Annotated in this window: 19 protein-coding genes; 3 read left to right on the top strand and 16 right to left on the bottom strand. The window is 68.4% G+C overall.

From position 1 onward, the window contains the following. Positions 1 to 60 precede the first annotated feature (60 nt). From fliN to fliF, 9 genes are all read right to left on the bottom strand, one after another. A complete protein-coding gene (gene fliN / locus dqs_RS14080; protein ID WP_011766450.1) occupies positions 61 to 540 on the bottom strand; it encodes a flagellar motor switch protein FliN in 480 nt (159 codons plus the stop codon). Next, on the bottom strand, positions 533 to 1,543 hold the full coding sequence (gene fliM, locus dqs_RS14075) for a flagellar motor switch protein FliM (RefSeq protein WP_065340889.1): 1,011 nt from the start codon (positions 1,541 to 1,543) through the stop codon (positions 533 to 535). Before fliM ends, fliN begins: the two co-directional genes overlap by 8 nt. Before the next feature lie 14 nt (positions 1,544 to 1,557). Continuing rightward, positions 1,558 to 2,139 carry a flagellar basal body-associated FliL family protein gene (locus dqs_RS14070; protein WP_011766448.1) on the bottom strand — a complete coding sequence of 194 codons (582 nt, stop codon included), beginning with the start codon at positions 2,137 to 2,139 and terminating at the stop codon, positions 1,558 to 1,560. A 90-nt stretch (positions 2,140 to 2,229) separates the two neighbouring features. Next, entirely contained in the window at positions 2,230 to 3,426 is a 1,197-nt protein-coding gene (locus dqs_RS14065) for a flagellar hook-length control protein FliK (RefSeq protein WP_065340888.1), read from the bottom strand. A gap of 67 nt (positions 3,427 to 3,493) precedes the next feature. Then, on the bottom strand, positions 3,494 to 3,946 hold the full coding sequence (gene fliJ, locus dqs_RS14060; protein ID WP_065340887.1) for a flagellar export protein FliJ: 453 nt from the start codon (positions 3,944 to 3,946) through the stop codon (positions 3,494 to 3,496). Between the two features lie 95 nt (positions 3,947 to 4,041). Then, positions 4,042 to 5,448, bottom strand: a complete 1,407-nt coding sequence (fliI, locus tag dqs_RS14055) for a flagellar protein export ATPase FliI (RefSeq protein WP_065340886.1) — start codon at positions 5,446 to 5,448, stop codon at positions 4,042 to 4,044. Between the two features lie 13 nt (positions 5,449 to 5,461). After that, complete coding sequence (gene fliH, locus dqs_RS14050) at positions 5,462 to 6,208, bottom strand: flagellar assembly protein FliH (RefSeq protein WP_065340885.1); 747 nt, start codon at positions 6,206 to 6,208, stop codon at positions 5,462 to 5,464. Between the two features lie 33 nt (positions 6,209 to 6,241). Next, a complete protein-coding gene (fliG, locus tag dqs_RS14045; RefSeq protein ID WP_011766443.1) occupies positions 6,242 to 7,240 on the bottom strand; it encodes a flagellar motor switch protein FliG in 999 nt (332 codons plus the stop codon). Then, on the bottom strand, positions 7,237 to 8,925 hold the full coding sequence (gene fliF, locus dqs_RS14040; RefSeq protein ID WP_011766442.1) for a flagellar basal-body MS-ring/collar protein FliF: 1,689 nt from the start codon (positions 8,923 to 8,925) through the stop codon (positions 7,237 to 7,239). Before fliF ends, fliG begins: the two co-directional genes overlap by 4 nt. Positions 8,926 to 9,084: 159 nt before the next feature. Here fliF and dqs_RS14035 point away from each other — a divergent pair, with 159 nt between their 5' ends. The 3 genes from dqs_RS14035 to fliE all read left to right on the top strand — a co-directional run bounded on the left by dqs_RS14035 (position 9,085) and on the right by fliE (position 12,213). Next, positions 9,085 to 10,266, top strand: a complete 1,182-nt coding sequence (locus tag dqs_RS14035) for a sensor histidine kinase (protein WP_011766441.1) — start codon at positions 9,085 to 9,087, stop codon at positions 10,264 to 10,266. Next, positions 10,263 to 11,741, top strand: coding sequence for a sigma-54-dependent transcriptional regulator (locus tag dqs_RS14030; protein ID WP_065340884.1), 1,479 nt, complete (start codon positions 10,263 to 10,265; stop codon positions 11,739 to 11,741). The genes dqs_RS14035 and dqs_RS14030 overlap by 4 nt, the downstream gene beginning before the upstream one ends. 151 nt (positions 11,742 to 11,892) lie before the next feature. Next, complete coding sequence (gene fliE, locus dqs_RS14025) at positions 11,893 to 12,213, top strand: flagellar hook-basal body complex protein FliE (protein WP_041642659.1); 321 nt, start codon at positions 11,893 to 11,895, stop codon at positions 12,211 to 12,213. Between the two features lie 78 nt (positions 12,214 to 12,291). Here fliE and dqs_RS14020 read toward each other — a convergent pair whose 3' ends face one another. The 7 genes from dqs_RS14020 to fliD form a co-directional block, all read right to left on the bottom strand. After that, entirely contained in the window at positions 12,292 to 16,059 is a 3,768-nt protein-coding gene (locus dqs_RS14020) for a PAS domain S-box protein (RefSeq protein ID WP_065340883.1), read from the bottom strand. 245 nt (positions 16,060 to 16,304) lie between these two features. Continuing rightward, complete coding sequence (locus tag dqs_RS14015; protein ID WP_011766437.1) at positions 16,305 to 17,084, bottom strand: flagellar brake protein; 780 nt, start codon at positions 17,082 to 17,084, stop codon at positions 16,305 to 16,307. 98 nt (positions 17,085 to 17,182) lie between these two features. Beyond that, the gene (locus tag dqs_RS14010) at positions 17,183 to 17,560 is read right to left on the bottom strand and encodes an EscU/YscU/HrcU family type III secretion system export apparatus switch protein (RefSeq protein ID WP_011766436.1); all 378 of its coding nucleotides are present in this window, start codon (positions 17,558 to 17,560) and stop codon (positions 17,183 to 17,185) included. After that, on the bottom strand, positions 17,550 to 18,665 hold the full coding sequence (gene fliK / locus dqs_RS14005; protein ID WP_065340882.1) for a flagellar hook-length control protein FliK: 1,116 nt from the start codon (positions 18,663 to 18,665) through the stop codon (positions 17,550 to 17,552). Before fliK ends, dqs_RS14010 begins: the two co-directional genes overlap by 11 nt. 31 nt (positions 18,666 to 18,696) lie before the next feature. Beyond that, positions 18,697 to 19,014: a flagellar protein FliT gene (locus tag dqs_RS14000; protein ID WP_011766434.1), complete on the bottom strand. Its 318-nt coding sequence runs from the start codon at positions 19,012 to 19,014 to the stop codon at positions 18,697 to 18,699. A gap of 12 nt (positions 19,015 to 19,026) precedes the next feature. After that, positions 19,027 to 19,437: a flagellar export chaperone FliS gene (gene fliS / locus dqs_RS13995; protein WP_011766433.1), complete on the bottom strand. Its 411-nt coding sequence runs from the start codon at positions 19,435 to 19,437 to the stop codon at positions 19,027 to 19,029. 11 nt (positions 19,438 to 19,448) lie between these two features. After that, positions 19,449 to 20,870 carry a flagellar filament capping protein FliD gene (gene fliD / locus dqs_RS13990; RefSeq protein WP_065340881.1) on the bottom strand — a complete coding sequence of 474 codons (1,422 nt, stop codon included), beginning with the start codon at positions 20,868 to 20,870 and terminating at the stop codon, positions 19,449 to 19,451. Positions 20,871 to 20,884 lie beyond the last annotated feature (14 nt).

Here is a 20,884-nt window from a genome sequence, read left to right as displayed (position 1 = left end):
CGCCCCGCCGCGCGGAGGCGCGGGCGGGGCGTGCGAGGGTGGCGGGGCGGGCGGTCAGGCTCAGTGTCGTATCTTCCGCATGCGTTCGGCGGGCGTGATGATGTCGGTCAGGCGGATGCCGAACTTGTCGTTCACCACCACGACCTCGCCCTGCGCGATCAGGGTACCGTTCACCAGCACGTCCATCGGCTCGCCGGCGAGGCCGTCGAGTTCCACCACCGAGCCGTGGGCCAGCTGCAGCAGGTTGCGGATGGACAGCTTGGTACGGCCGAGTTCGACGGTGAGCTGGACCGGGATGTCCAGGATCATGTCGAAGTCGTTGAGCGCCCCCGGCTTGGCGCCGGACGAGCCGAAGTCCTCGAAGATCTGGCTCGCCGGCTTGGCCTGATAGGGCGATTCGTCGAAGGCGGCCGCTGCGGCCAGGTCGGCCGCGACGCGCGCGGATTCTGCGTCCATGCCCGCCTCGGCGCTGGCCTGCTCCTGCATCGCGGCAGCCCAATCGTCTTCGGAGATCTGGTTTTCGTCGTCGTTGTCAGCCATTTGTGGCTCCAGGAATCTTGGGGGCGTCGGTCTCGTCCGGGCTCAGGAAGCGATCCACCTTGAAGGCGAACTGGCCGTTCTGGGTGCCGTAGCGGCACTCCAGCACCGGCACGCCATCCACGGTGGCCTGCAGCAGTTCGGAAACCTGCAGCGGAATCACGTCGCCCACCCGCATGTTGACGATGTCGCGCAGCGTGACGCGCGCGGTGCCGAGGTTGCACGTGAGTTCCACCTCTGCCGTCTGCAGCTGGCGCGACAGCAGCGTGATCCAGCGCCGGTCCTGGGTGAGGTGGTCGCTCTGCATCGTCGAGTAGAGCAGGTCGCGGATCGGCTCCACCATCGAGTAGGGGAAGCAGATGTGCATCTCCGCCTGCGCGCCGCCCAGCTCCAGCGAAAAGCTGGTGGACACCACGATTTCCGACGGCGTGGCGATGTTGGCGAACTGCGAGTTCATCTCCGAGCGCACATATTCCAGCTCGAGCTTGAACACCGGCGCCCAGGCCTTGGCGTACTCGGTGAACACCACGTTGAGCATGCCCTGGATGATGCGCTGCTCGGTGGGCGTGAAGTCGCGCCCTTCCACCCGGGTGTGGAAGCGGCCGTCGCCGCCGAACATGTTGTCCACCACCAGGAACACCAGGTTGGGGTCGAACACCACCAGGCCGGTGCCGCGCAAGGGTTTGCCCAGCACCAGGTTGAGGTTGGTCGGCACCACCAGGTTGCGCACGAACTCGGCGTACTTCTGCACCTTGATCGGCCCCACCGACACCTCGGCGTTGCGGTGCATGTAGTTGAACAGGCCGATGCGCAGGTAGCGCGCGAACCGCTCGTTGATCAGCTCCATCGTGGGCATGCGCCCACGGACGATGCGTTCCTGCGTGGCGAGGTTGTAGGGGCGTACGCCCCCTTGCTCGACCTCGGCGCCGCCGCCGTCATCGCTCTCCCCGTTGACGCCGCGCAGCAGGGCGTCGACTTCTTCCTGGGAGAGAAAATCCGAAGACATGGCGGCGTCTCCGCTTACTGGATGATGAAGGAGTTGAACAGCACCGCCTGGATCGGCCCGGTCGGCGGTGCGCGGCGGTTGGCTTCACGCGGGGGCGGGAAGCCGAGCGCGTCGTTGGACTGGTCGACGATCTCGATCGCGAGCGTCTCCCGCCCATCGATGGTGGACAGTTGCGACGGCAGTTTGCTCGACAGCAGCAGGTTGATGCGGTGGCGGATCTCCGGCATGAAGCCCTTCAGGCTTTCCGCGGTCTTGGCATCGGCCACGCGCAGCACCACCACGGCCTGCAGGTAGTGGTCGCCCTCGTCGCGCTGCAGGTTGACCGTGAAGGGTTCGAGCGTGACGAAGGAGGGCGGCTTGGACAGATCCACCGCGGTCGCCGCCGGCGGGGGCGGCGCGGGCGCGTGCTGGGCTTCGGGCGCATGGCTGTCGCCGCCACCGCCCTTGCCCTTGAGCAGGACGAGCACGCCGACACCGACGGCCACGATGATGAGCACCACCACCAGCAGGATGAGGATGATGAGCAAGAGCTTGCCGCTCTTCCTGGGGGCGGGGGCCTCGGTGGCCGCTTCGGGTTTGGCTGGCGCCTTCGCCATGCGATTCTCCTGTGGTTACGTTGCCATTATCCCGGATCATCGCACGCGCCAAGCACGGAAAAGTGGGGCAGACGTGCCCCAATTCCGCCCTCAGACGAAAGTGTCGACCATCCCGTCGGACTGTCTGATCCAGCGTTGCGCGGCGGCGCCCTCGGCAGCCTCGATGCCGCCACCGCCGCCGCTGCGGCCGCGCTGACCGCCTTCGTTGCCGCCCGCCTGCTGTTCGCCCGAAGTGCCGACACTGGTCTGGCCGAGGCTGATGCCGGACTGCTGCAGGATTTCGCGCAGCTTGGGCAGGGCCTGTTCGAGCGCATCGCGGGCGGCTTGCGACGACACCACGAACTGCGCGGTGGTCTGGTCGCCGCTGAGGTTGATCGTCACTTCCACCTTGCCCAGCGTCGGCGGCGTCAGCACCAGCTCGGCCTTGCTTTCCGCGCGGCCCAGCATCCACATCACGCGGTCGCCCACGTCATCAGCGAACGCGGCCTGGCCGGCGGGGGTGTTGACCGGCAGCTGCGGCACCGCCGGTTGCTGTGCGGCGGTGCTGCGATGGTTGACCGCCGCCGCGAAGTGCAGCCCGTTCGGCAGCTCGCCCGCCTGGGTGATGCCGGCCGGGCGCTCGTTGCCGGGCAGCGTTTCGGTTTTGCCCTGGGTCTGGGCCGCCAGTTGCGCCGCGCGTGCGGCTTCGGCTTCCGCGCCGAAGCGGGCGGCGTTGCCGGCCGGGTTCTGCAGCGCGGTGTCCAGTGCGTCGCCGCTGATGTCGGCCGGCAGCAACCCGCTCGTCTCGTCGCCGGGAGGCTCGGCGGCGGCGTCCTGGGTGCCGGCGAGCAGGGCGGCAATCGCTGCCGGCAGGCCGGCAAGTTCGGTGGCGCCTTCTGCCGGCGCGGCCGGCTGCTGCGTTGCCGGCTGGGCGGCCGCGTCGGCCGCGGCGGCGGTGGCTTCGGCAGTGGGCGCGGTGCGCTCGCCGGCTTCCAGGGCGCTGTCGCGCACCTGTTCGGCACCGGCTTCGGCTGCAGCGTCGGGCTGGTCGGGACGGCGGTTTTCGGCGGCGCGCTCGGTCTTCTGGCGCGGCCGTTCGGGCTCGCGGGCGCGTTCGGAGGCCGCGGCGCGGCTGGCGTTCTCGGTGTGGGCGGCATAGGCGCCGCGGCTCGCCTGCTGGTTGGCGCGGTTGCTCATCTGCCCTTGCAGCATCTGGGCGAAGCCTTGGTCGGTGCGGCCGGACTTGGTGTCGGCCGCAGCGGGCAGGAAGGGGAACTTGGTGCCGGTCTGAGTGACGGTGGCGGTCATGGTCGGGGACCTTTAGCGGACTGTCTTGCCTGCTACTACGCAAGGCCTGTGCCAGGCCCGGTTTCGCTCAGACCTCGTCCGAACCGCTGCCCGAGTAGCGGCGCGCGGTGTGCTCGTCGCTGAGCTTCTGCTCGCGCTTCGCTTCCTGGCGGGCGACGCCGGCCTGGTGGCGCTGGGAGAGGGTATCGAAGGCCTTGACCCGGTTGCGCTGCGCGAGCCAGATCTCCTGGCCCTGCGCGGTGCGGTCGCGCGACTGCTCGACGATCTTGCGCTGGGTCGCGATCGCATCGTCGAGCTTGCCGATGAAGGCGCTGAAATTGCGCCAGGCGTCGGGGCCGATGCCGTTGCGCACCGCTTCCATGAAGCGGCCGTGGTATTCGTCGCGATAGCCCTGCAGCATCTCGAGCTTTTTCTGTCCGTCACGCTCGGAGGCGATCAGCTCGCCCAGGCGGCGGGCGGCCTCGTCCATGCGCGTGTTGGCGAGGTCGAGCAGGGGCTGGAGGGGAAATTTCCCGGTCATGAGGCGAGGAGGGTTACGGGAACGGCCGGATTTTACGCCTCGCTTCGGGCAGTGTCAGGGGCATATGTCACCTCCTTGTGCCGTCGGCCGCCACGTCAGCCCGGCGTGCCGGCGAACAACTGCGCCAGCTTCATCACGGCGCCGTCGTAGGGTTCGCGCTCGTCCACCCGCTGCTGCAGGAAGGCTTCCAGCCGCGGGTAGAGCGCCACCGCCATGTCGAGCAGCGGTTCGGCGCCGGGCTGGTAGGCTCCCACCGCAATGAGGTCGCGCGAGCGCTGGTAGCGCGAGAAGAGCTGCTTGAAGCGGCGGACGAGGTCGAAGTGGGCGTTATCCACCAGGGTGTGCATCGCGCGCGAGATCGATTGCTCGATGTCGATCGCGGGGTAGTGGCCCTGGTCGGCCAAGTTGCGCGACAGCACGAAGTGGCCGTCGAGAATGGCACGCGCCGAGTCGGCAATCGGGTCCTGCTGGTCGTCGCCCTCGGCGAGCACGGTGTAGAAGGCGGTGATCGAGCCGCCGCCGTCGGGGCCGTTGCCGGCGCGCTCCACCAGCGCCGGCAGGCGCGCGAACACCGACGGCGGGTAGCCGCGGGTGACCGGGGGCTCGCCGATCGCGAGCGCGATCTCGCGTTGCGCCATCGCGTAACGGGTCAGCGAATCCATGATCAGCAGCACCTGCTTGCCCTGGTCGCGGAAATACTCGGCGATGGTGGTGGCGTAGGCGGCACCCTGCAGCCGCATCAGCGGACTGTTGTCGGCTGGCGCGGCGACGACCACCGAGCGCTTGCGGCCCTCGGCGCCGAGGTTGTGCTCGATGAATTCCTTCACCTCGCGGCCCCGTTCGCCGATCAGGCCGACGACGATGATGTCCGCGGAGGTGAAGCGCGCCATCATGCCGATCAGCACCGACTTGCCGACGCCGGAACCGGCGAAGAGGCCGAGGCGCTGGCCGCGGCCGACGGTGAGCAGGCTGTTGATCGCGCGGATGCCGACATCCAGCGGCTGCGCGATCGGGGCGCGGTTGAGCGGGTTGACCGGGCGCCCCTGCAACGAGCGCGTCTCCACCGTGTTGAGCGGGCCGAGGCCGTCGAGCGGGCGGCCGGCGCCATCCACCACGCGGCCCAGCATCGCATCGCCCACCGGCAGATGTTTGGCGCGGTCGGACGCGCGCCGGCGGGGGCCGAGGCGCTTGCCGGGCACCAGCCGCGGCACGCTGTTCTCCATCGGCAGCACCTGGGCGCCCGGGGCGAGGCCGAAGACGTCGTCGGTCGGCATCATGTAGAGCTTTTCGCCGTTGAAGCCGACCACTTCCGCCTCTACCGCGCCGCTGCCGGGCACCACGATCTGGCAGCCGGAGCCGAGCGGCAGCTTGAGCCCCGCGGCTTCCATCACCAGGCCGTTGATGCGCGTGAGGCGCCCCGCGTACTGGAAGGGGTTGGCGCCTTCGACAAGGCTGCGGTTGTCCTGCAGGAAGGCGCGCCAGAGCGCTCCGTAGCGGTCCATCAGCGGTCTCCGCTCATTCCCCGGGCTGCCATTCGGCGTGCTGGCGGCCCATGTTCTCGAGCACGCGGCGCCAGCGGGTTTCCATGGTGGCGTCGATCTGCGCACCCGCCGATTCGATGCGGCAGCCGCCCGGCGTGATCGCGCTGTCTTCGACGATGCGCTGGCCGGCGTGGGCGAGTTGTTCGCCCAAGTGTTCGCGCACCAGGGCGGCGTCGTCGGGGTGGATGCGGATCTGCGCATGCGCCTGGGGCAACTGGCCGAGCGCGGCGCGCACGGTTTCCACCACGCCCTGGGGGTGCTGCAGCAGGCTGTGCTGGACCATCTGGCGCGCAATCTCGATCGCCAGCGCCAGCAGGTCTTCCGCCACCTCGGCATCCACCGCGCTGATCGCCTGGTCGAAGCCGTCGGCCAATGCGCCCAGCCGGGCGGCCTGCTGTTCCGCCAGTGCCTTGCCCTCGGCGTAGCCCTTCGCGAAGCCTTCTTCGTGCCCGCTGCGCAGGCCTTCCTCGCGTCCGGCGGCAAGGCCTTCGGCGTGGCCGCTGGCGCGCGCTTCGTCGTGCATGCGCTCCAGGTCTTCGGCGGTGGGCAGGTTGAGTGCGGCGAGCAGGGCAGGGTCGAGCGTTGCCGGTTCGGGCACCGGTTCCGGCTCGGCCGGGGCGGGCGGCGGGGCCTCGGGGGGCGCCGCCTCCGGCGCGCCGTCAAAGGCGGGCGGCGCCCACGGGCGGTAGGCGCCGACGGCCTGGTGGCGCGAGATGCTCATCGACCGCTCCCAGCCGCGGCAGCGCCGGCGGAATTACACGAAGCCATCGTCGCCTCCCTTGCCGGCGAGCATCACCTGGCCTTCTTCCGCCAGACGGCGCACGACCTTGAGGATTTCCTTCTGCTCGGCCTCGACCTCGGACAGGCGCACCGGACCCTTGGCTTCGAGGTCTTCGCGCATCATCTCGGCCGCGCGGCTGGACATGTTCTTGAACACCTTCTCGCGCAGTTCCGGCGAGGCGCCCTTCAGCGCGACGATCAGCGAATCGGACTGCACCTCGCGCAGGATGGTCTGGATGCCGCGGTCGTCGATGTCCATCAGGTTCTCGAACACGAACATCTCGTCGAGAATCTTCTGCGCCAGGTCCGGATCGTATTCGCGCACGTTGTCGATCACCGCGGTTTCCACCGCCGAGCCGACGAAGTTGAGGATTTCGGCCGCGTGGCGCACGCCGCCCATCGCCGCCTTCTTCACCGTGGAGGCACCGGCCAGCATGCGGGTCAGCGCGTCGTTCAGTTCCTTCAGCGCGGTCGGCTGCACGCCGTCCAGCGTGGCGATGCGCAGGATCACGTCGTTGCGCAGGCGCTCGGGGAAGTACTTGAGGATTTCGCCGGCCTGGTCGGTTTCGAGGTGCACCAGGATGGTGGCGATGATCTGCGGGTGCTCGTTCTTGATCAGGTCCGCCGCGGTGGCGGAATCCATCCACTTCAGGCTCTCGATGCCCGCGGTGTCCGAGCCCTGCAGCACGCGCGAGATCAGGTGCGCCGCGCGCTCGTCGCCCAGCGCCTTGGTCAGCATCTGGCGGATCTGCTCCTCGTCGGCGTGGATCGGCGACCCCTTGCCGAAGTGCGATTCCAGCTCCTCGAGCAGCGGCTCCACGCGGCTGCGCGGCTGCGCCGGCATCGTGGCCATCTTCATGCCCAGCTTCTGCACTTCGCGCGGGCCCAGGTGCTTGAGCACCTCCGAGGCTTCGTCCGCGCCCAGCGTCAGCAGCAGCAGGGCGGAATTCTCCAGTCCTTCTTCGGGGGTCATGACTTGCGGCCCTCTTCGTTGAGGCCCATCCATTCACGGATGAGGTTGGCGACCATCTTCGGGTCTTCCTTCGCCAGCTCGCGCGCCCGCGCCAGCTTGGCTTCGTAGGTGTTGGCCTGGGCCGCGCCCGACAGCGTGACTTCCACGTCTTCTTCTCCTTCGAAGCCCGGTTCGCCGGGTTCGCCCGCTTCGGCCACCTCGGGTTCGGGCGGCGGCGGCATCACCGTACGCATCAGCGGCCGGATGATCGCAAAGTAGGCGAACAGCACCGCCAGCGCCACCAGCAGGTACTTGAAGCCCTCCTTGCCCAGTTCGATCATCTCCGGGTCTTTCCACAGCGGCACCGCGGGTTCGGGGCCGATGCCGGCGAACGGGCTGGAGGCGACGTTGATGGTGTCGCCGCGCGCGGGGTTGTAGCCCACCGCCTCGCGCACCAGGTTGTTGATGCGGGCGACTTCCTCGTCGGTCAGCGGCACCGTCTGGGTCTGTCCGTTGGGCAGGGTTTCGGTGCGATGGTTCACCACCACCGCCACCGACAGCCGCTTCAACTGGCCGAGCGACTGTTTGACGTGCTGGATGGTGCGGTCGACCTCGTAGTTGAGCACCGCGCTGCGGCTGGTGGTGCCGGTCTGCGCCGCGCCGGCCTGGTTGGGGCCCACCGGCGGCGTGGTGATCGGCGCGGTGGCCGGCACCGGCGGCTGGTTGCTGAGCGCGCCCGGCACGCCTTGCGGACCCGGCTGGCGGTTGGTTTCCTCGGTGGTCTGCTGGCTGCGGATGGCCTGGTCCGGCGAGGGATTGGGCTTGAAGGTTTCCGCGGTCTGCTCGACCTGGTTGAAGTCCACGTCCGCCGCCACCTGGGCGCGGAAATTGTTCTTGCCCACCATGGGCTGCAGGATGTTCTCGATGCGGCGGATGAAGCCCGCTTCGACCTCCTTCACGTATTCGAGCTGGGTGGCGTCCAGCCCGGTCTGGCGCAGCGGGTCGTTCTTGGTGGTCAGCAGCTCGCCGTTCTGGTCGATGATGTTGACGCCGGATTCCACCATGCGCGGCACGCTGGACGACACCAGATGCACGATGCCGGCGACCTGGTTGGCGTCGAGCACGCGGCCGGGCCGCAGCGTCACCATCACCGAAGCGGTGGGCTTCTGGTCGTCGCGCAGGAAGGCGGTCTGCTTGGGCATCGCCAGATGCACCCGCGCCGCCGCCACCGCGGCGATCGACTGGATGGTGCGCGACAGCTCGCCCTCGAGCGCGCGCTGGTAGTTCACCTGCTCGTTGAACTGCGACACGCCCAGCTTCTGGGTGTCCATCAGCTCGAAGCCGACCAGGCCCCCACGCGGCAGGCCCGCGGCAGCCAGCCGCAGCCGCAGTTCGTGCACCTGTTCCTGCGGCACCAGGATGGACAGGCCGTTGGGCGACATGCGGTAGGGCACGTTCTGCTGCTGCAGGGCCGCGATCACCTGGCCGCCGTCGCGTTCGTCCAGATTGGAGAACAGCACGCCGTAGTCGGGCTGGCGGTTCCACATCAGCGCGCCCACGATCAGCGCGACGGCGAGCGCGAGCGCGGCCGCGCCCGCGATCTTCTGCCGCATCGACAGCGCATTGATGTTCTGCACCACCTGCTGCAGACGCGCGGCAAGCGCGGCGTTCGGTACGGCGGCGGCGATGTTGTCTGCGGTGGCCATTGCAACCCCTGAGGCAAACCCTTTTTCGGATGGCGGCATTGTCGGGCGCGGGCGGCAAGCGCGGTCGCACGAAAAGCGGCATTTTTTGCCGCCTGTTTGCCGGCTAACATTCAAGGGCGTGCAGCTAAAGTGCCAGCCGTGAAACTGGAGCCAGCGCCGATGCCACCCCAGATGCCGCCGATCACCCCCGCCGATGCCTCGCCCGCCGCGCCGCTCGATGCCGCGCAGCTGGCCGAGGCTTTTGCGCTGTTCAGCCGTGCATCGGAAGAACTCTCCACCGCCTACAACGCGCTGCAGGGCCAGGTGGTGCAGCTCACCGAGCGCCTGACGGTGCTGATGGGCGCGCTGCCCGCCGGCGTGGTGGTGGTGGATCGGGCCGGCAGCGTGGTGCAGGTGAACCGCGCCGCCGAATCCCTGCTGGGGGCCGGCCTCGCGGGGCAACGGTGGCCGACGATCGCGCGCGCGCTGCAGGGCACCGGCACCCCCGGCGAGTTCACGCTGGAACATGCCGACGGCCAGCGCCGGCTGTCGGTCTCGGAAACCGCGCTGGAGTCGGGCGAGGAGCGCATCCTGCTGCTGCACGACGTGACCGAAACCCACCGCATGCGGCTGGCGGCCGAGCGCAACGAACGCCTCGCGGCGATGGGCGAAATGGTGGCGGGGCTGGCGCACCAGCTGCGTACGCCGCTTGCCGCCGCGCTGCTCTACACCGGCAATCTGCGTCAGCCGGAACTCGGCGCGCCCGAGCGCGCCAAGGTGGCCGACCGCGCGATCGAACGCCTGCGCTATCTCGAACGCCTGATCCGCGACATGCTGCTGTTCGCGCGCGGCGACAGCCTCGGCCGCCAGCATTTCGGCGTGTGCGACCTCGTCGCCGAACTCACCCACACCCTCGAACCGCTGGCACGGGCGCGCCAGATCGAATTTTCCAGTGCCTGCAGCTGCGGCGAGCTGAGCCTGTACGGCGACCGCAAGGCGCTCGGCGGCGCGCTCACCAACCTGCTGGAAAACGCCATCCAGGCCACCGAGGCCGGCGGCACGGTGAGCTGCAGCGCGAGTTGCGCGCAGGGCGCCGACGGCGAGCAGGTGCGCTTCGTCGTCAGCGACAGCGGACGCGGCATCCCGGCCGAGCTGCAGGAGCGCCTGTTCGAACCCTTCTTCACCACCCGCGCCGAAGGCACCGGCCTCGGCCTCGCCATCGCGCGCGGCGTCGCGCGCGGCCACGGCGGCGACATCTCCCTGAGTTCCGCCCCGGGCCAGGGTTCCACCTTCACCCTCAACCTGCCCTTGTGGAGCGCCGCCCCGGCAGACGCGGCGGACAGCGGAGCGCACGCCTCATGATCGAACACCTGAACATCCTCGTCGTGGAGGACGATGCCGCGCTGCGCGACGCGGTGTGCCTGACCCTGGAAATGGCGGGGCACGGCGTGACCGGCGTGGATGGCGGGCCGAGCGCGCTCGCAGAACTCGAACGGCAGTCCTTCAACCTGGTGGTGTCGGACCTGCGCATGCAGCCGATGGACGGCCTGCAACTGCTCGGCGAGATCCGCGCCCGCCTGCCGCAGTTGCCGGTGCTGCTGATGACCGCCTACGGCGATGTCGACAAGGCGGTGGCGGCGATGCGCGGCGGGGCCTGCGACTTCCTGATGAAGCCGTTCGAGCCCGAGGTGCTGCTGGAAAACGTGCGGCGTTACGCCGCGGTGCAGCCGAGTGCCGAGGACACGATCGCCGAGGATCCGCACACCCGCAACCTGCTGGCGCTGGCGGCGCGCGTGGCCGAAACCGACGCCACCGTGCTGCTCACCGGCGAATCCGGCACCGGCAAAGAGGTCTTCGCGCGCTACATCCATCACCATTCGCTGCGCCGCAAGGGGCCCTTCGTCGCGATCAACTGCGCGGCGATTCCGGAGAACCTGCTCGAAGCGACCCTGTTCGGCTACGAGAAGGGCGCCTTCACCGGCGCGCAGACCGCGCAGCCCGGCAAGTTCGAGCAGGCGCAGGACGGCACCATCCTGCTCGACGAAATCTCCGAGATGCCGCTTGGCCTGCAGGCCAAGATGCTGCGCGTGCTGCAGGAACGCGAGGTCGAGCGCGTGGGCGGCAAGAAGCCGGTCAGTCTCGATATCCGCGTGCTCGCCACCAGCAACCGCGACATGGTCAAGGAGGTCGCCGCCGGGCGCTTCCGCGAGGACTTGTACTACCGCCTCAACGTCTTCCCGCTCGCGATTCCGTCGCTGCGCGAACGCCCGGGCGACATCCTGCCGCTGGCACGCCATTTCCTCGGCCGCCACGGCGACCGCCTGAAGCGCCACGCCCGCTTCTCGCCCGAGGCGGAATTCCTGCTGGCGCGCTACCACTGGCCGGGCAATGTGCGCGAACTCGAAAACACCATGCATCGCGCGCTGATCCTCACCGTGGGCGACACCGTCAGCGCCGAAACCGTCCGCCTGTGCCTGCCGCACTGGACGGGCGAGGCAATGGCAAGCCCCATTCCGCAGCCCGCGGCAACGCCGGTCCCGGCCGCCGCATGGACACCGCCACCCGCAGCGCCGGCGGCAAATCCTGCCGCCACTTTTGCCGCTTCCAGCGTGGCAGCGGCAAACATTGCCGGCGGTTTCGCGCTGCCGCCGATCCAGGCAGCCGACGCGGGTGGCGCGCGCCCGTCCAACATGAAGGACCTGGAGCGCGAACACATTCTCGGCACGCTGCGCGAGGTGGGCGGCTCGCGCAAGAAAGCCGTTGAAAAGCTTGGTATTTCCGAACGCACGCTGCGCTACAAGCTGCAGCAGTATCGTGAGGAAGGTTACGACGTCTGAACCCGCGCACCGCGCGGCCCGCTTCTTGCATTGGTTCTGGTAAAGCCGCATTGCGGCCCGAGGTCCGGCAAAACCGTGTGTCACGTGGTGGCACGTGGTTTGCTCTGCTAGACTCCAGAACAAGTGCAACCCGAGGCCGGGGGAAGGCGTAATGGATACCCGCGGAATAGATCAGATGTTGAGCGAACTGCGTTCGGTGACGCAGGCCGCGCAGAACAAACCGGCGCAGAACACGCAGGGTGCGGAGGGCGTCGACTTCGCCCAGGTGCTGCAGACGGCCATGGCCGACGTAAGCGCCGCGCAGAAGGAAGCGCGCTCGATGGCGCAGGATTTCTCTGCCGGCGATCCCAATGTGAATCTGCAGGACGTGATGGTGAACCTGCAAAAGGCCAACCTGTCCTTCCAGCAGATGGTGCAGGTGCGCAACCGGCTGGTTACCGCGTATCAGGACATCATGAACATGCCGGTGTAAGTCTCCGCGCAGGTTCGCCACAAACAATCGGCCCCGGTTCTCTGGAACCGGGGCCGATTGTTTTTGCGCGCCTGCCGGTCAGTTGGCGTTGTGAAGGTCGGCGGCCGTCCTGTGGTCCAGCCCGGTGCCCGCGTGAGCGTGGCCCGCGCGGGCGTGGTGCCACTGGTAGCAGTTCTTGCCGCGCTGCTTGGCCAGATACATCGCCTGGTCGGCGTGGCGCAGCAGCACTTCGGGCTCGTCGTCGTCGTCCGGGAACAGTGCGATGCCGATGCTGGCCGACACGCTGCGGTATTCGCCGGCGATGGTCACCGGCCGGGCGATGGCGGCGAGCACACGGCTGACTGCCTGGATGCATTCCTCTTGGCCGGCGACGTCGAGTAGCAACAGCACGAATTCGTCGCCGCCCAGGCGTGCCACGGTGTCGCCGGCCCGCACGCAGTCCTTCAGCCGGCGCCCGATCTCCACCAGCAGCAGGTCGCCGGCCTGGTGGCCGAGTTCGTCGTTGACGGCCTTGAAGCCGTCGAGATCGAGATAGCACACCGCAACCGCGCTTTCCTCGCGTCGCGCCTGCGCCAGCGCGAGTTGCAGCCGGTCGGCGAGCAGGCTGCGGTTCGGCAGCCCGGTCAGGGGGTCGTAGTGCGCCAGGTGTTCGAGCTGTTCCTGCTGGCGTTTGACGAAGGTGATGTCGGAGAAGGTGCCGATGTAATGGGTGGGCGTCCCGCCGGCGTCATACACCGCGGAGATCGTCAGCCGCTGCGCGTATTCGGTGCCGTCCTTGCGCAGGTTCCACAGCTCGCCTTCCCAGTGTCCGCGGCGCGCCACCGTCTGCCACATGTCGGGCGACAGCGCCTGACGGTCCTCGCCGCTGTTCAACAAGGCCAGGCTTGCGCCAATCGCTTCCTGCCTGCTGTAGCCGGTGATCTCGCAGAAAGTGGGATTGACGTCGACGATCCGCCGCTCGGCGTCGCAGATCGCGATGCCTTCGTGGGCGTGGGTGAAGACGGTGGCGGCGAGCCGCAGCTGCGCTTCGCTATCGCGCCGCTGGGTGACGTCGCGGGCCACGCTGAGGATGGCGGTGACTTCACCGGACGCGTCGCGCAAAGCCGTGGCGTGCGCGTCGATCCAGCGCCGGCTGCCGCGCAGTCCGACGATCTCGAACTCCAGCGTGGCCGATTCGCCGGCGCTGACCCGGCGGCCGAGGGCGGCAAAGGCCTCGCGGTACGCCGGCGCCACAAGCTGCGGCAGGCCGACCGCGTTCAGTGCTTCCACCGAGTCCGCCTCGACCAGCGCCAGACCGGCCGCATTCATTTCCAGCACCCTGCCGTCCGGCGTGCGCAGGCTCACGCATTCCGGCTCGGTGTCGATGATGGTCTGCAGCCGTGCCTCGCTGGCAGCGAGCTGGCGGCGGGCAATATCTGCTTCGATCGCCGACCCCACCCAGCGCGCAAGCAGTTCGACGAACTCGCGATCAGCGTCATCGAACTCGCGCGCATAGGCTTGGGCCGCGCTGAAATTCACCGTGCCGTAAACGGCGCCGCCCACATGGACGACGGCGCCGATGTAGGCCTCCAGGCCGAAGTTGCGGTAGCACGGGTGGCTGAGGTAGCGCGACTCGCCCATGTTGGCGATCGCGACGACGCGGTGTTCGCGCAGCGTGATGTCGCAATAGGTGTCGCCGAGCAGGAAGGTCTGGCCGTCGCGCAGGTCTTCGCCCGGCGCCACGTGGGCCTGCACGGTGTAGGTGCCTTCCTGCACCCGGCTGACGATGCCGCACGGCAATTCGAGCTGGGCTGCGACGATGGCGAGCGCGCGCCGCAGCTGTTCGTCCAGCGGCAGGTGGGAGAGCGCGCTGACTTCGTTGAGGCGCGCCAGGCTCTCGCGCTGGCGGCGCTCGGCGGCTTCGATGCGCTTGCGGTCGGTGATGTCGCGCGCGGTCGCGAAGCGCAGCCGTTCGCCCTGGAATTCGACGCTGGTCAGTGTGATCTCGACCGGAATCGTCCGCCCGTCACGGCAGCGGTGGAGCGTTTCGAAGGGGGCGGGGCGGTCGCCCGGACGCTGTGTCCAGGGCCGCGAACAGGGCGTGCCGTAGGTCGGGTCGATGTCCGGCACCGACATCTGCAGCAGTTCGGCCTCGCTGTAGCCCAGCCGTTCGCACGCCAGCGCGTTGACGTAGAGGAAGCGGCCGTCGGGGTTGAGGAGGAAGTTGGCGTCGTTGGCGTTGTCGCTGATGAATCGGAACTTGCGCAGCTCATTTTCGACCCGCTTGCGCAGCGTGATGTCCCGCGCGGCGGTGAAGGCCATCCACCGTCCATCGACCTGAAGCGCGGTGGAAGTCACCTCCACCGGGAAACGGCTCCCGTCGCGGCGCTGGTGCTCGCTTTCGAACGGCGGCACGCGCCCCTGCTTGGCGCTATTGAAATGCGCCCGGACCCGGGCCACGTCGTAGTGCGGGTCGATGTCCGGAATCGTCAGCTGCAGCAGCTCGGCCTCGGTGTAGCCCAACAGGTCGCAGGTGGCACGGTTGACGTAGTGGATGCGGGCGTCCTCGTCGATCAGGATGTAGGCGTCGCTCGCGTTGTCGTTGAAGAACTTGAACTTGCGCAGTTCCTGTTCGGCGAGGCTGCGCTCGGTGATGTCGTGCACGATGGCGTAGATGCGCAGGTCGGCGCCGCTGCCGACGGGCCCGGCATAGACCTCGACGTCGCGCACTTCACCCGAGGCCAGCCGGTGGCGGGTGCGCAGGTGCCAGCCGCTCTCGCTCTCCAGCCGGGCAAGCACATCGGCGCCGAAGGGCTGCGGTTCGGTGGCGATGTCGTCGATGCGCAGCGTGCGCAAGCGCGCAAGCGAATGCCCGTAGAACGCGCTCGCCGCCTCGTTGGCGTCGACGATCCGGTGGTCCCCCGGGCGCACGATCAGCTTGATCGCGTGGTTGGTCTCGAAGATCTGCCGCAGGCGGCGTTCGTTGGCGCTGGTCTCTCCGATCAGCACGGTGATCAGCACCGTGATGATGGTGGCGGTGGCCATGTAGCCCCACAGCGTGGCGAGGCTCTGGTGCAGGTCGCTCGCCTGGAAGGGGCCGATGCCCTGCGCGGTAGCCCACACCGCCTCGGCCGACAGCAGCAGTGCCGCCGTGGAGGCGAGCCCGGCGCTGCCGCGGATGGCCAGCCAGCACAGCAGCAGGAAGGGAAGATAGAGCAGCGGTGTGGTGCTATGGATGGCGTTGCCTTCGAACACCACGGCCCCCGCCGTCAGCGTCAGCCCGAGCACTGACAGCAGCTCGACCCGGCGACGACCGCTGAACAGCGGCTGCCAGTTGCCTCGCCGGGCGGTCAGCAACGGTATGCCGAGCACCAGGGCGCCCATGGCGTCGCCCAGCCACCAGGTAAGCCAGGCCGCCGGCACCGCGTTGCCCGGGACGATGCCCGCGAGCCACAACTGGGTGATGCCGTTGGTGGCATTGACGGCCATGCCGCCCAGCACGCCCACCGCGAGGTAGCGGACCAGATCGTACCGGCGCGCGATCCCGGAATCGACCTGATGCGCCCGCAGCCAGCGCGCTGCCAGCCAGGGGCCGAGCGTATTCCCGCAGGCCAGTGCGAAGGCCAGTTCAGGGCTGCTGCCGATGGTGAGATTGACCGCGAAGGCGCCCACCCACACCGCCGGCCACAGCGACAGTTCCCACCGCAGCAGGGCGGCGAGCGCGATGCCCGTGGGGGGCCAGATCAGCGTGATGTGGGAGCCGACGTAAGGGACCGACAGGCCGATGCGCCCGCCCGCGAAATAGGCGAGCGCCACGAGCACGAAACGCAGCAGCCAGATGCGGTGGTGGGAGGACAGGGTCGGCATGCGCGTGCGGTCGAGTCCGTGGTGTTGATCTCGTGGTCGACCGTACGGCGCGTGCCGCGGGCGGTCGAACCCGTGACACCGACTCCAGTCCGCGGAGTCAGGGGCCGCTTTCCTGACGTGCGGTGTTGTCGTTGAGCCTCTCGGCGCGCGGGGGCGCCAGAAGGCTGTCTTCCGGTAAAGGAATAATACCTTAGATGTATAACTAAGGTTGTATGAAAAAGCGCACGGAGGCGCTACGGCGCGCTTTAGAGGCGGCCGCGTTCGCGTGCGCTGCGGTCGCGCTCGACCTTGAAGATGTAGCGCTGGATCGCGTTGTCGGCGCTGCGCGGCAGATCGACGAACTCGCAGCCGGCACGCAGCATCTCGACGCCGTTGCGGTTGGTGAGGCGGAACAGGTTGCGGACCTTGAGCCGGACCGGGATGGTGCCGAGTTCGGGCAAGGTGAGCTTGCAGTTCTCGAACTCCATGTCCGCGCCGAACGGAACGTTGTCCGGCGGCACCACCACGGCGATGCCGCCGCCGCTGATGTCGATGACCCTGGTTTCGAGTTCCAGCGTACGTCCGTCGGGCTGGGGCAGCGGAATGCGGCAGGTGACGGTGTGCGTGACCGGGGTCTGCAGGCGGTAGAACTCACGCCGTTGCAGGCGCAGCAACTGCGCAGGGACCGGGGCGCGGAACGCAGGCCGGTTTTCGTAGCGGGTGAGCGCCGGCGCTGACAGGTCGAACTGGATGCGGATCTTGTCGAGCTGGCTCATGCACACCAGGCGTTCGGCGTTGCCCACGCGCTGGTTGATGTGCTCGTCCGGCCCGGCGTCGATGATGATCGAGGCGCCATCGTCCGGAAGCGCGACGACCGTGGTCAGGAAGGACTGATGACCGGGCACCGTCTGCGCCGTGATCAGGGCATGGTGATCGATCAGGCCCTGCAGGATCTGGCGGATTTCGCGGCTGCCGTAGAGCAGATATTTCTCGAAATCGTCGGAGCCGAGGAGATCGACCCGGGTATCGTCGTTCTGGTTGGACATGCCGTGAATCTGCAGAGATGGAGCCTGGGTTTAAGGCGCTGGCGTTTATAGCACGAGGGCTGCCTTCGGGGCCATGCCCCTGGTGAAGACAGGGTGGCTCAGCCGGTGGCAGGCGGGGGGCGCTGGCTCTCCGGCAGGGCTTCGATCAGGGCTTTCAGCGAGCCGGTTGATTCCGGCGCCGGGCCGGCTTCAACCCCGGACTCGATACGGTACAGCCACGCCAGCAGCTCCGCGACCACCACGTAGAGCTGGGGCGGAATGTGGCTATCGAGATCGACCTGCATCAACAGCGCGACCAGCTCGCGCGATTGGTGCACATAGATGCCGGCGTCGCGCGCGCGCTCGATGATCTCCTGCGCGATCAGGCCGCGCCCCTTTGCCACCACGCGCGGCGCCGCCTCGCCGCTGGCGTAGGTCAGCGCAACCGCTTCGCCACGCGGCAGCGCGTCGCCTTCGGCGGTGTTGTCATCCGCCATTGTTCGGCTCCACCACCATGCCGGTCAGCGGCAGTCCGGCTGCGGCCAGCGATTCTTCCAGCGTCGCGCGGCCGGATTCGAGCGCCGCGCGGCTGCCGGCATCGTCGCTTCGCAGCCGCAGCGCGACGCCCGCAGGTGTGAGATGCAGCTGGGCCTCGACGCCGCCCAGGCGGGGCAGGCTGAGGCGCAGCGTGGTGTTCCATTCCTGCGGCGGCTCGTCGTCGCCGTTGTCGCGCCCGCCGCGCGGATCCTCGATGATCCACTCGATCGGCTGGCCCGGCCACGCCTGGCCCTGCCACACGTACTGGTTGGTTGCGAGCGCATCGAGTTGCTGGTGCACCACCGGCAGCAGTCGTTCCGCCACCGGGGTCGTGCGCAGCGCGGTGGCTTCGTCCCCGGCGGCTTCGGCCAGCACTGCGTCGTTGGCGGCGGCACCGAGTTGGGCTGCCGCATTGGCCGAGGCGGCGCTGGGGGGGGGTGAGGCTGCCGCCGCGCCGGGCGTGCCTGCCGCCGCGGGGCTGGCGCTGGCCTGCGGTTCGCGCAGCAGCGCGGTCAGGTCGAGCTTGCCCGAAATCCACTGGGCCTGATGCGCTTCGTAGAACATGCCGCTCTGCCCGAGCGCCTGGCGCAGCATGGGTGCAAGCTGCGCGGCCGACGTGGGCGGCGCGGCGAGCAAGGGTTGGTTGTTGGCGAGCATGCTCGGCCGGACCTCGGGCTGGCCGGTCAGCAGGAAGCTGATCAGGCGCCCCGTCTGGCTGAGCGCGGGCTGGGCCGACGAGGTGCTGGCGGCGGTCGCCTCGGGCGCGGCGAGGCGGGCAAAGACGGCCTTGGGCGAGGTTTCGGTGACGACGAGTTCGAGCGTGTCGCCGGGTTTGGCGGTGGTGTTGAGCGCCAGCGTGACCTGCCGGCCGGCGACAATGGCGCGGAAGGTGCCGTCGGGCAGCGTGCGCTGCAGCGTTGCCATGAAGCGTTCGCCCGGCACCAGCTCCGGCAGCTGCGCCTGGATTTCACGCGCGCGCTGCAGACCCGCGACCGGCGGGTCGGTGTTGAAGAAGCTCGCCTCGGTGATCATCCGCAGCCGGGCGGCGAGGTCGGCGGGGATCATGGCTGTGTTCCTGTGTCAGCGCCGCGTGCGCCTAGCCGCCGAGGCTTCCGTAGGCGTTGCGCACGTTGCGGTGCTGTACGGCGCCGGAAAGCAGCTTGCGTGTGCTTTCGTACGCTGGCTCGGCGTGGGTGCGGATTTCACCGTCGAGTTCGAGGATGCGGCGGATGGTGGCGGCGAGATCGACTTCTTCGCCGGGCGCCGGGGTGCCCTGGCTGGCCGCCGCCTGGCGGCGCAGTTCGTCTCCCTGCCTGCCCAGTTCCCCGAGCCGGTCCCAGTCGTTCGCACGGGCGGCGTCGGCCATGGCCTGGTAGATCGCGAGCAGGCGGCGGCTGTTCTCAAGGCTCAGCATGACGTGTCCTCCTCAGGCCGGGGTGACCTGGTCCGCAATCGCCTGCCAGGCTTCGCGCAGGCTGGCCAGCAGCGTGCAGACTTCGTCCAGCGCCGGCTGATTGTTGTGCAGGTTGGCGTACAGCAGGCGGTCGCCCATGTACTCGTACAGCGCGTCCAGGCGGGCGGCGAGTTCGCCGCCGGCGTTCAGGTCGAGGCTGACCTTGAGGCCGTTGCTGATGATGTCGATCGCCTTCGAGATCGCCATGCCTTTGGCGGGAATGTCCTTGTTCTGCATCGCCACGCTGGCGCTGCGCAGCGACAGCAGCGCCCCGTCGTACAGCATCAGGATCAACTTGTGCGGGGAGGCGGCCTCCACGCTGGTTTCGGTGCCCACGCGCGCATACGCGGCGGCGCGATTGGCATAGGAAGTGGATCCGAACATGCCGGTGCTCCTTATTTCCGCGAAGTGGACGGCAGATTGGCCAACTGCTGAGACAGATAGGTGCTGGTCTGGCTCATGCCGGACAGCAGCGTGTCCAGCGACGAGAACTGGCTGCGGTAGCGCGCTTCCATCGCCTCGAGCCGGGTTTCCATCGCGTCATACTGCTTGGTGATCGACTTGATCGTCGAGTTGATGCCGTCGGTACGGCTGGCGATGACGCCGCCGCTGTCGATCATGCTGGACAGCTTCTTCGAGAACACGTCGGCGAAGCCGTCGATCTTGTCGGTGCCGGCGAACAGGGCGCCGACGTTCATCGCCGGATCGCTCATCGCCTTGTTGAACTTGGTGCTGTCGACGCTGAGCGTGCCGTCTTTGGCGAAGGTGATGCCGATCTGCGACAGCGAGCTGGCATTGCCCAGCCCGCTGAAACTCTGCGCCAGCGCGCTGCGCAACTGGCCCTGGATGCTGCGGGCGGTCGCGTCGCCGGTGAGCGTCGCCGCGGTGTCGGTTTCGGTGTTGTAGGCGGTCAGCGACTTGAGCGTGCTCTGCACCTCGTTGTACGCCTTCACGAAGGCATCGACCGCGGTCTTGGCCGCGCTCTGGTCGGCGGCGACAGTGACCGTGCCCGAGAGCGAGGTCGCGGTGCCGCTCGGCTCCTTGTTCAGCGTCAGCGTCACGCCGTCGATGACGTCCGAAATGGTGTTGCTGCTCCGGGTAACGCTGATGCCGTCGACCTTCAGCAGCGCGTCCTGCGCGGCTTGCACCGAGTACATCTTGTCGCCGGCCGCGGCGGTGGCGGAGGGGTCGAAGCTGAGGTCGGCCAGACCCGATTCCCCGGTGAGCTTGAACGCCATGTTGGCGCCGGTCTTGGTGCCGCTGAGCACCAGCTGGCTGGTGGTGCCGTTGTTCACGATGCTGGCCTTGAGGCCGAGCGTGGTGTCCTTGTTGATCGCATCGCGCAGTTGTTCCAGCGTGCCGCCTTCGAAATCGAGGGTGGCGGTGCGCGGTGGAGAGTCGCTGGCGAAGCTCTTGGTGCCGTCGGTGGTCTTGACCGTGCCGTACTCGATGGTCAGCTTGCCCGCCGCGGGCACGAAGGTGCTGGACGTGGCGGTGGACACGCGCTGGATCTTGGCCATCTGCGTCACGTCGATGCTGTAGCTGCCTGCGGCGGCCTTCGCGTCCGAAGTGGCGGTGAAGCCGTCGCCGGCAACTGTTGCCTTGGTGGCGGCAAATTTGTCCGTGCTGTTGAGTGCGGTTGTTGCCGTCTGCAGGGAGGTCAGGGCGCTCTTGATCTGCCCGAAGGCAGAAAGCTTGGCCTGGTAGCTGGCTTCCTTGGTGGCGAGCAGGCTGAGCGGCCGGCTTTCGACCGACATCAGGCCCTTGACCAGCGAGTCGATGTCGAGAATCGAGCCGCTGCTGGTGATCGCTGCCATGGTGGGGTCCTCCT

It is taken from the genome of Azoarcus olearius (assembly GCF_001682385.1).
Taxonomy (GTDB): Bacteria; Pseudomonadota; Gammaproteobacteria; order Burkholderiales; family Rhodocyclaceae; genus Azoarcus; species Azoarcus olearius.
The sequence above is the reverse complement of the archived record's forward strand: the minus strand, read 5'-3'. Positions and strand labels throughout refer to the sequence as shown.

What these genes read in the sequence shown, in the direction of transcription:
- dqs_RS14030 (WP_065340884.1), top strand. Translation starts at nt 10,263, where the DNA reads ATGATCGAACACCTGAACATCCTCGTCGTGGAGGACGATGCCGCGCTG.
- fliN (WP_011766450.1), bottom strand. Translation starts at nt 540, where the DNA reads ATGGCTGACAACGACGACGAAAACCAGATCTCCGAAGACGATTGGGCT.
- fliE (WP_041642659.1), top strand. Translation starts at nt 11,893, where the DNA reads ATGGATACCCGCGGAATAGATCAGATGTTGAGCGAACTGCGTTCGGTG.
- fliJ (WP_065340887.1), bottom strand. Translation starts at nt 3,946, where the DNA reads ATGACCGGGAAATTTCCCCTCCAGCCCCTGCTCGACCTCGCCAACACG.
- fliS (WP_011766433.1), bottom strand. Translation starts at nt 19,437, where the DNA reads ATGTTCGGATCCACTTCCTATGCCAATCGCGCCGCCGCGTATGCGCGC.
- fliH (WP_065340885.1), bottom strand. Translation starts at nt 6,208, where the DNA reads ATGAGCATCTCGCGCCACCAGGCCGTCGGCGCCTACCGCCCGTGGGCG.
- dqs_RS14070 (WP_011766448.1), bottom strand. Translation starts at nt 2,139, where the DNA reads ATGGCGAAGGCGCCAGCCAAACCCGAAGCGGCCACCGAGGCCCCCGCC.
- dqs_RS14065 (WP_065340888.1), bottom strand. Translation starts at nt 3,426, where the DNA reads ATGACCGCCACCGTCACTCAGACCGGCACCAAGTTCCCCTTCCTGCCC.
- dqs_RS14000 (WP_011766434.1), bottom strand. Translation starts at nt 19,014, where the DNA reads ATGCTGAGCCTTGAGAACAGCCGCCGCCTGCTCGCGATCTACCAGGCC.
- dqs_RS14015 (WP_011766437.1), bottom strand. Translation starts at nt 17,084, where the DNA reads ATGTCCAACCAGAACGACGATACCCGGGTCGATCTCCTCGGCTCCGAC.
- dqs_RS14035 (WP_011766441.1), top strand. Translation starts at nt 9,085, where the DNA reads ATGCCACCCCAGATGCCGCCGATCACCCCCGCCGATGCCTCGCCCGCC.
- fliM (WP_065340889.1), bottom strand. Translation starts at nt 1,543, where the DNA reads ATGTCTTCGGATTTTCTCTCCCAGGAAGAAGTCGACGCCCTGCTGCGC.
- fliI (WP_065340886.1), bottom strand. Translation starts at nt 5,448, where the DNA reads ATGGACCGCTACGGAGCGCTCTGGCGCGCCTTCCTGCAGGACAACCGC.
- dqs_RS14020 (WP_065340883.1), bottom strand. Translation starts at nt 16,059, where the DNA reads ATGCCGACCCTGTCCTCCCACCACCGCATCTGGCTGCTGCGTTTCGTG.
- fliK (WP_065340882.1), bottom strand. Translation starts at nt 18,665, where the DNA reads ATGATCCCCGCCGACCTCGCCGCCCGGCTGCGGATGATCACCGAGGCG.
- fliF (WP_011766442.1), bottom strand. Translation starts at nt 8,925, where the DNA reads ATGGCCACCGCAGACAACATCGCCGCCGCCGTACCGAACGCCGCGCTT.
- fliG (WP_011766443.1), bottom strand. Translation starts at nt 7,240, where the DNA reads ATGACCCCCGAAGAAGGACTGGAGAATTCCGCCCTGCTGCTGCTGACG.
- fliD (WP_065340881.1), bottom strand. Translation starts at nt 20,870, where the DNA reads ATGGCAGCGATCACCAGCAGCGGCTCGATTCTCGACATCGACTCGCTG.
- dqs_RS14010 (WP_011766436.1), bottom strand. Translation starts at nt 17,560, where the DNA reads ATGGCGGATGACAACACCGCCGAAGGCGACGCGCTGCCGCGTGGCGAA.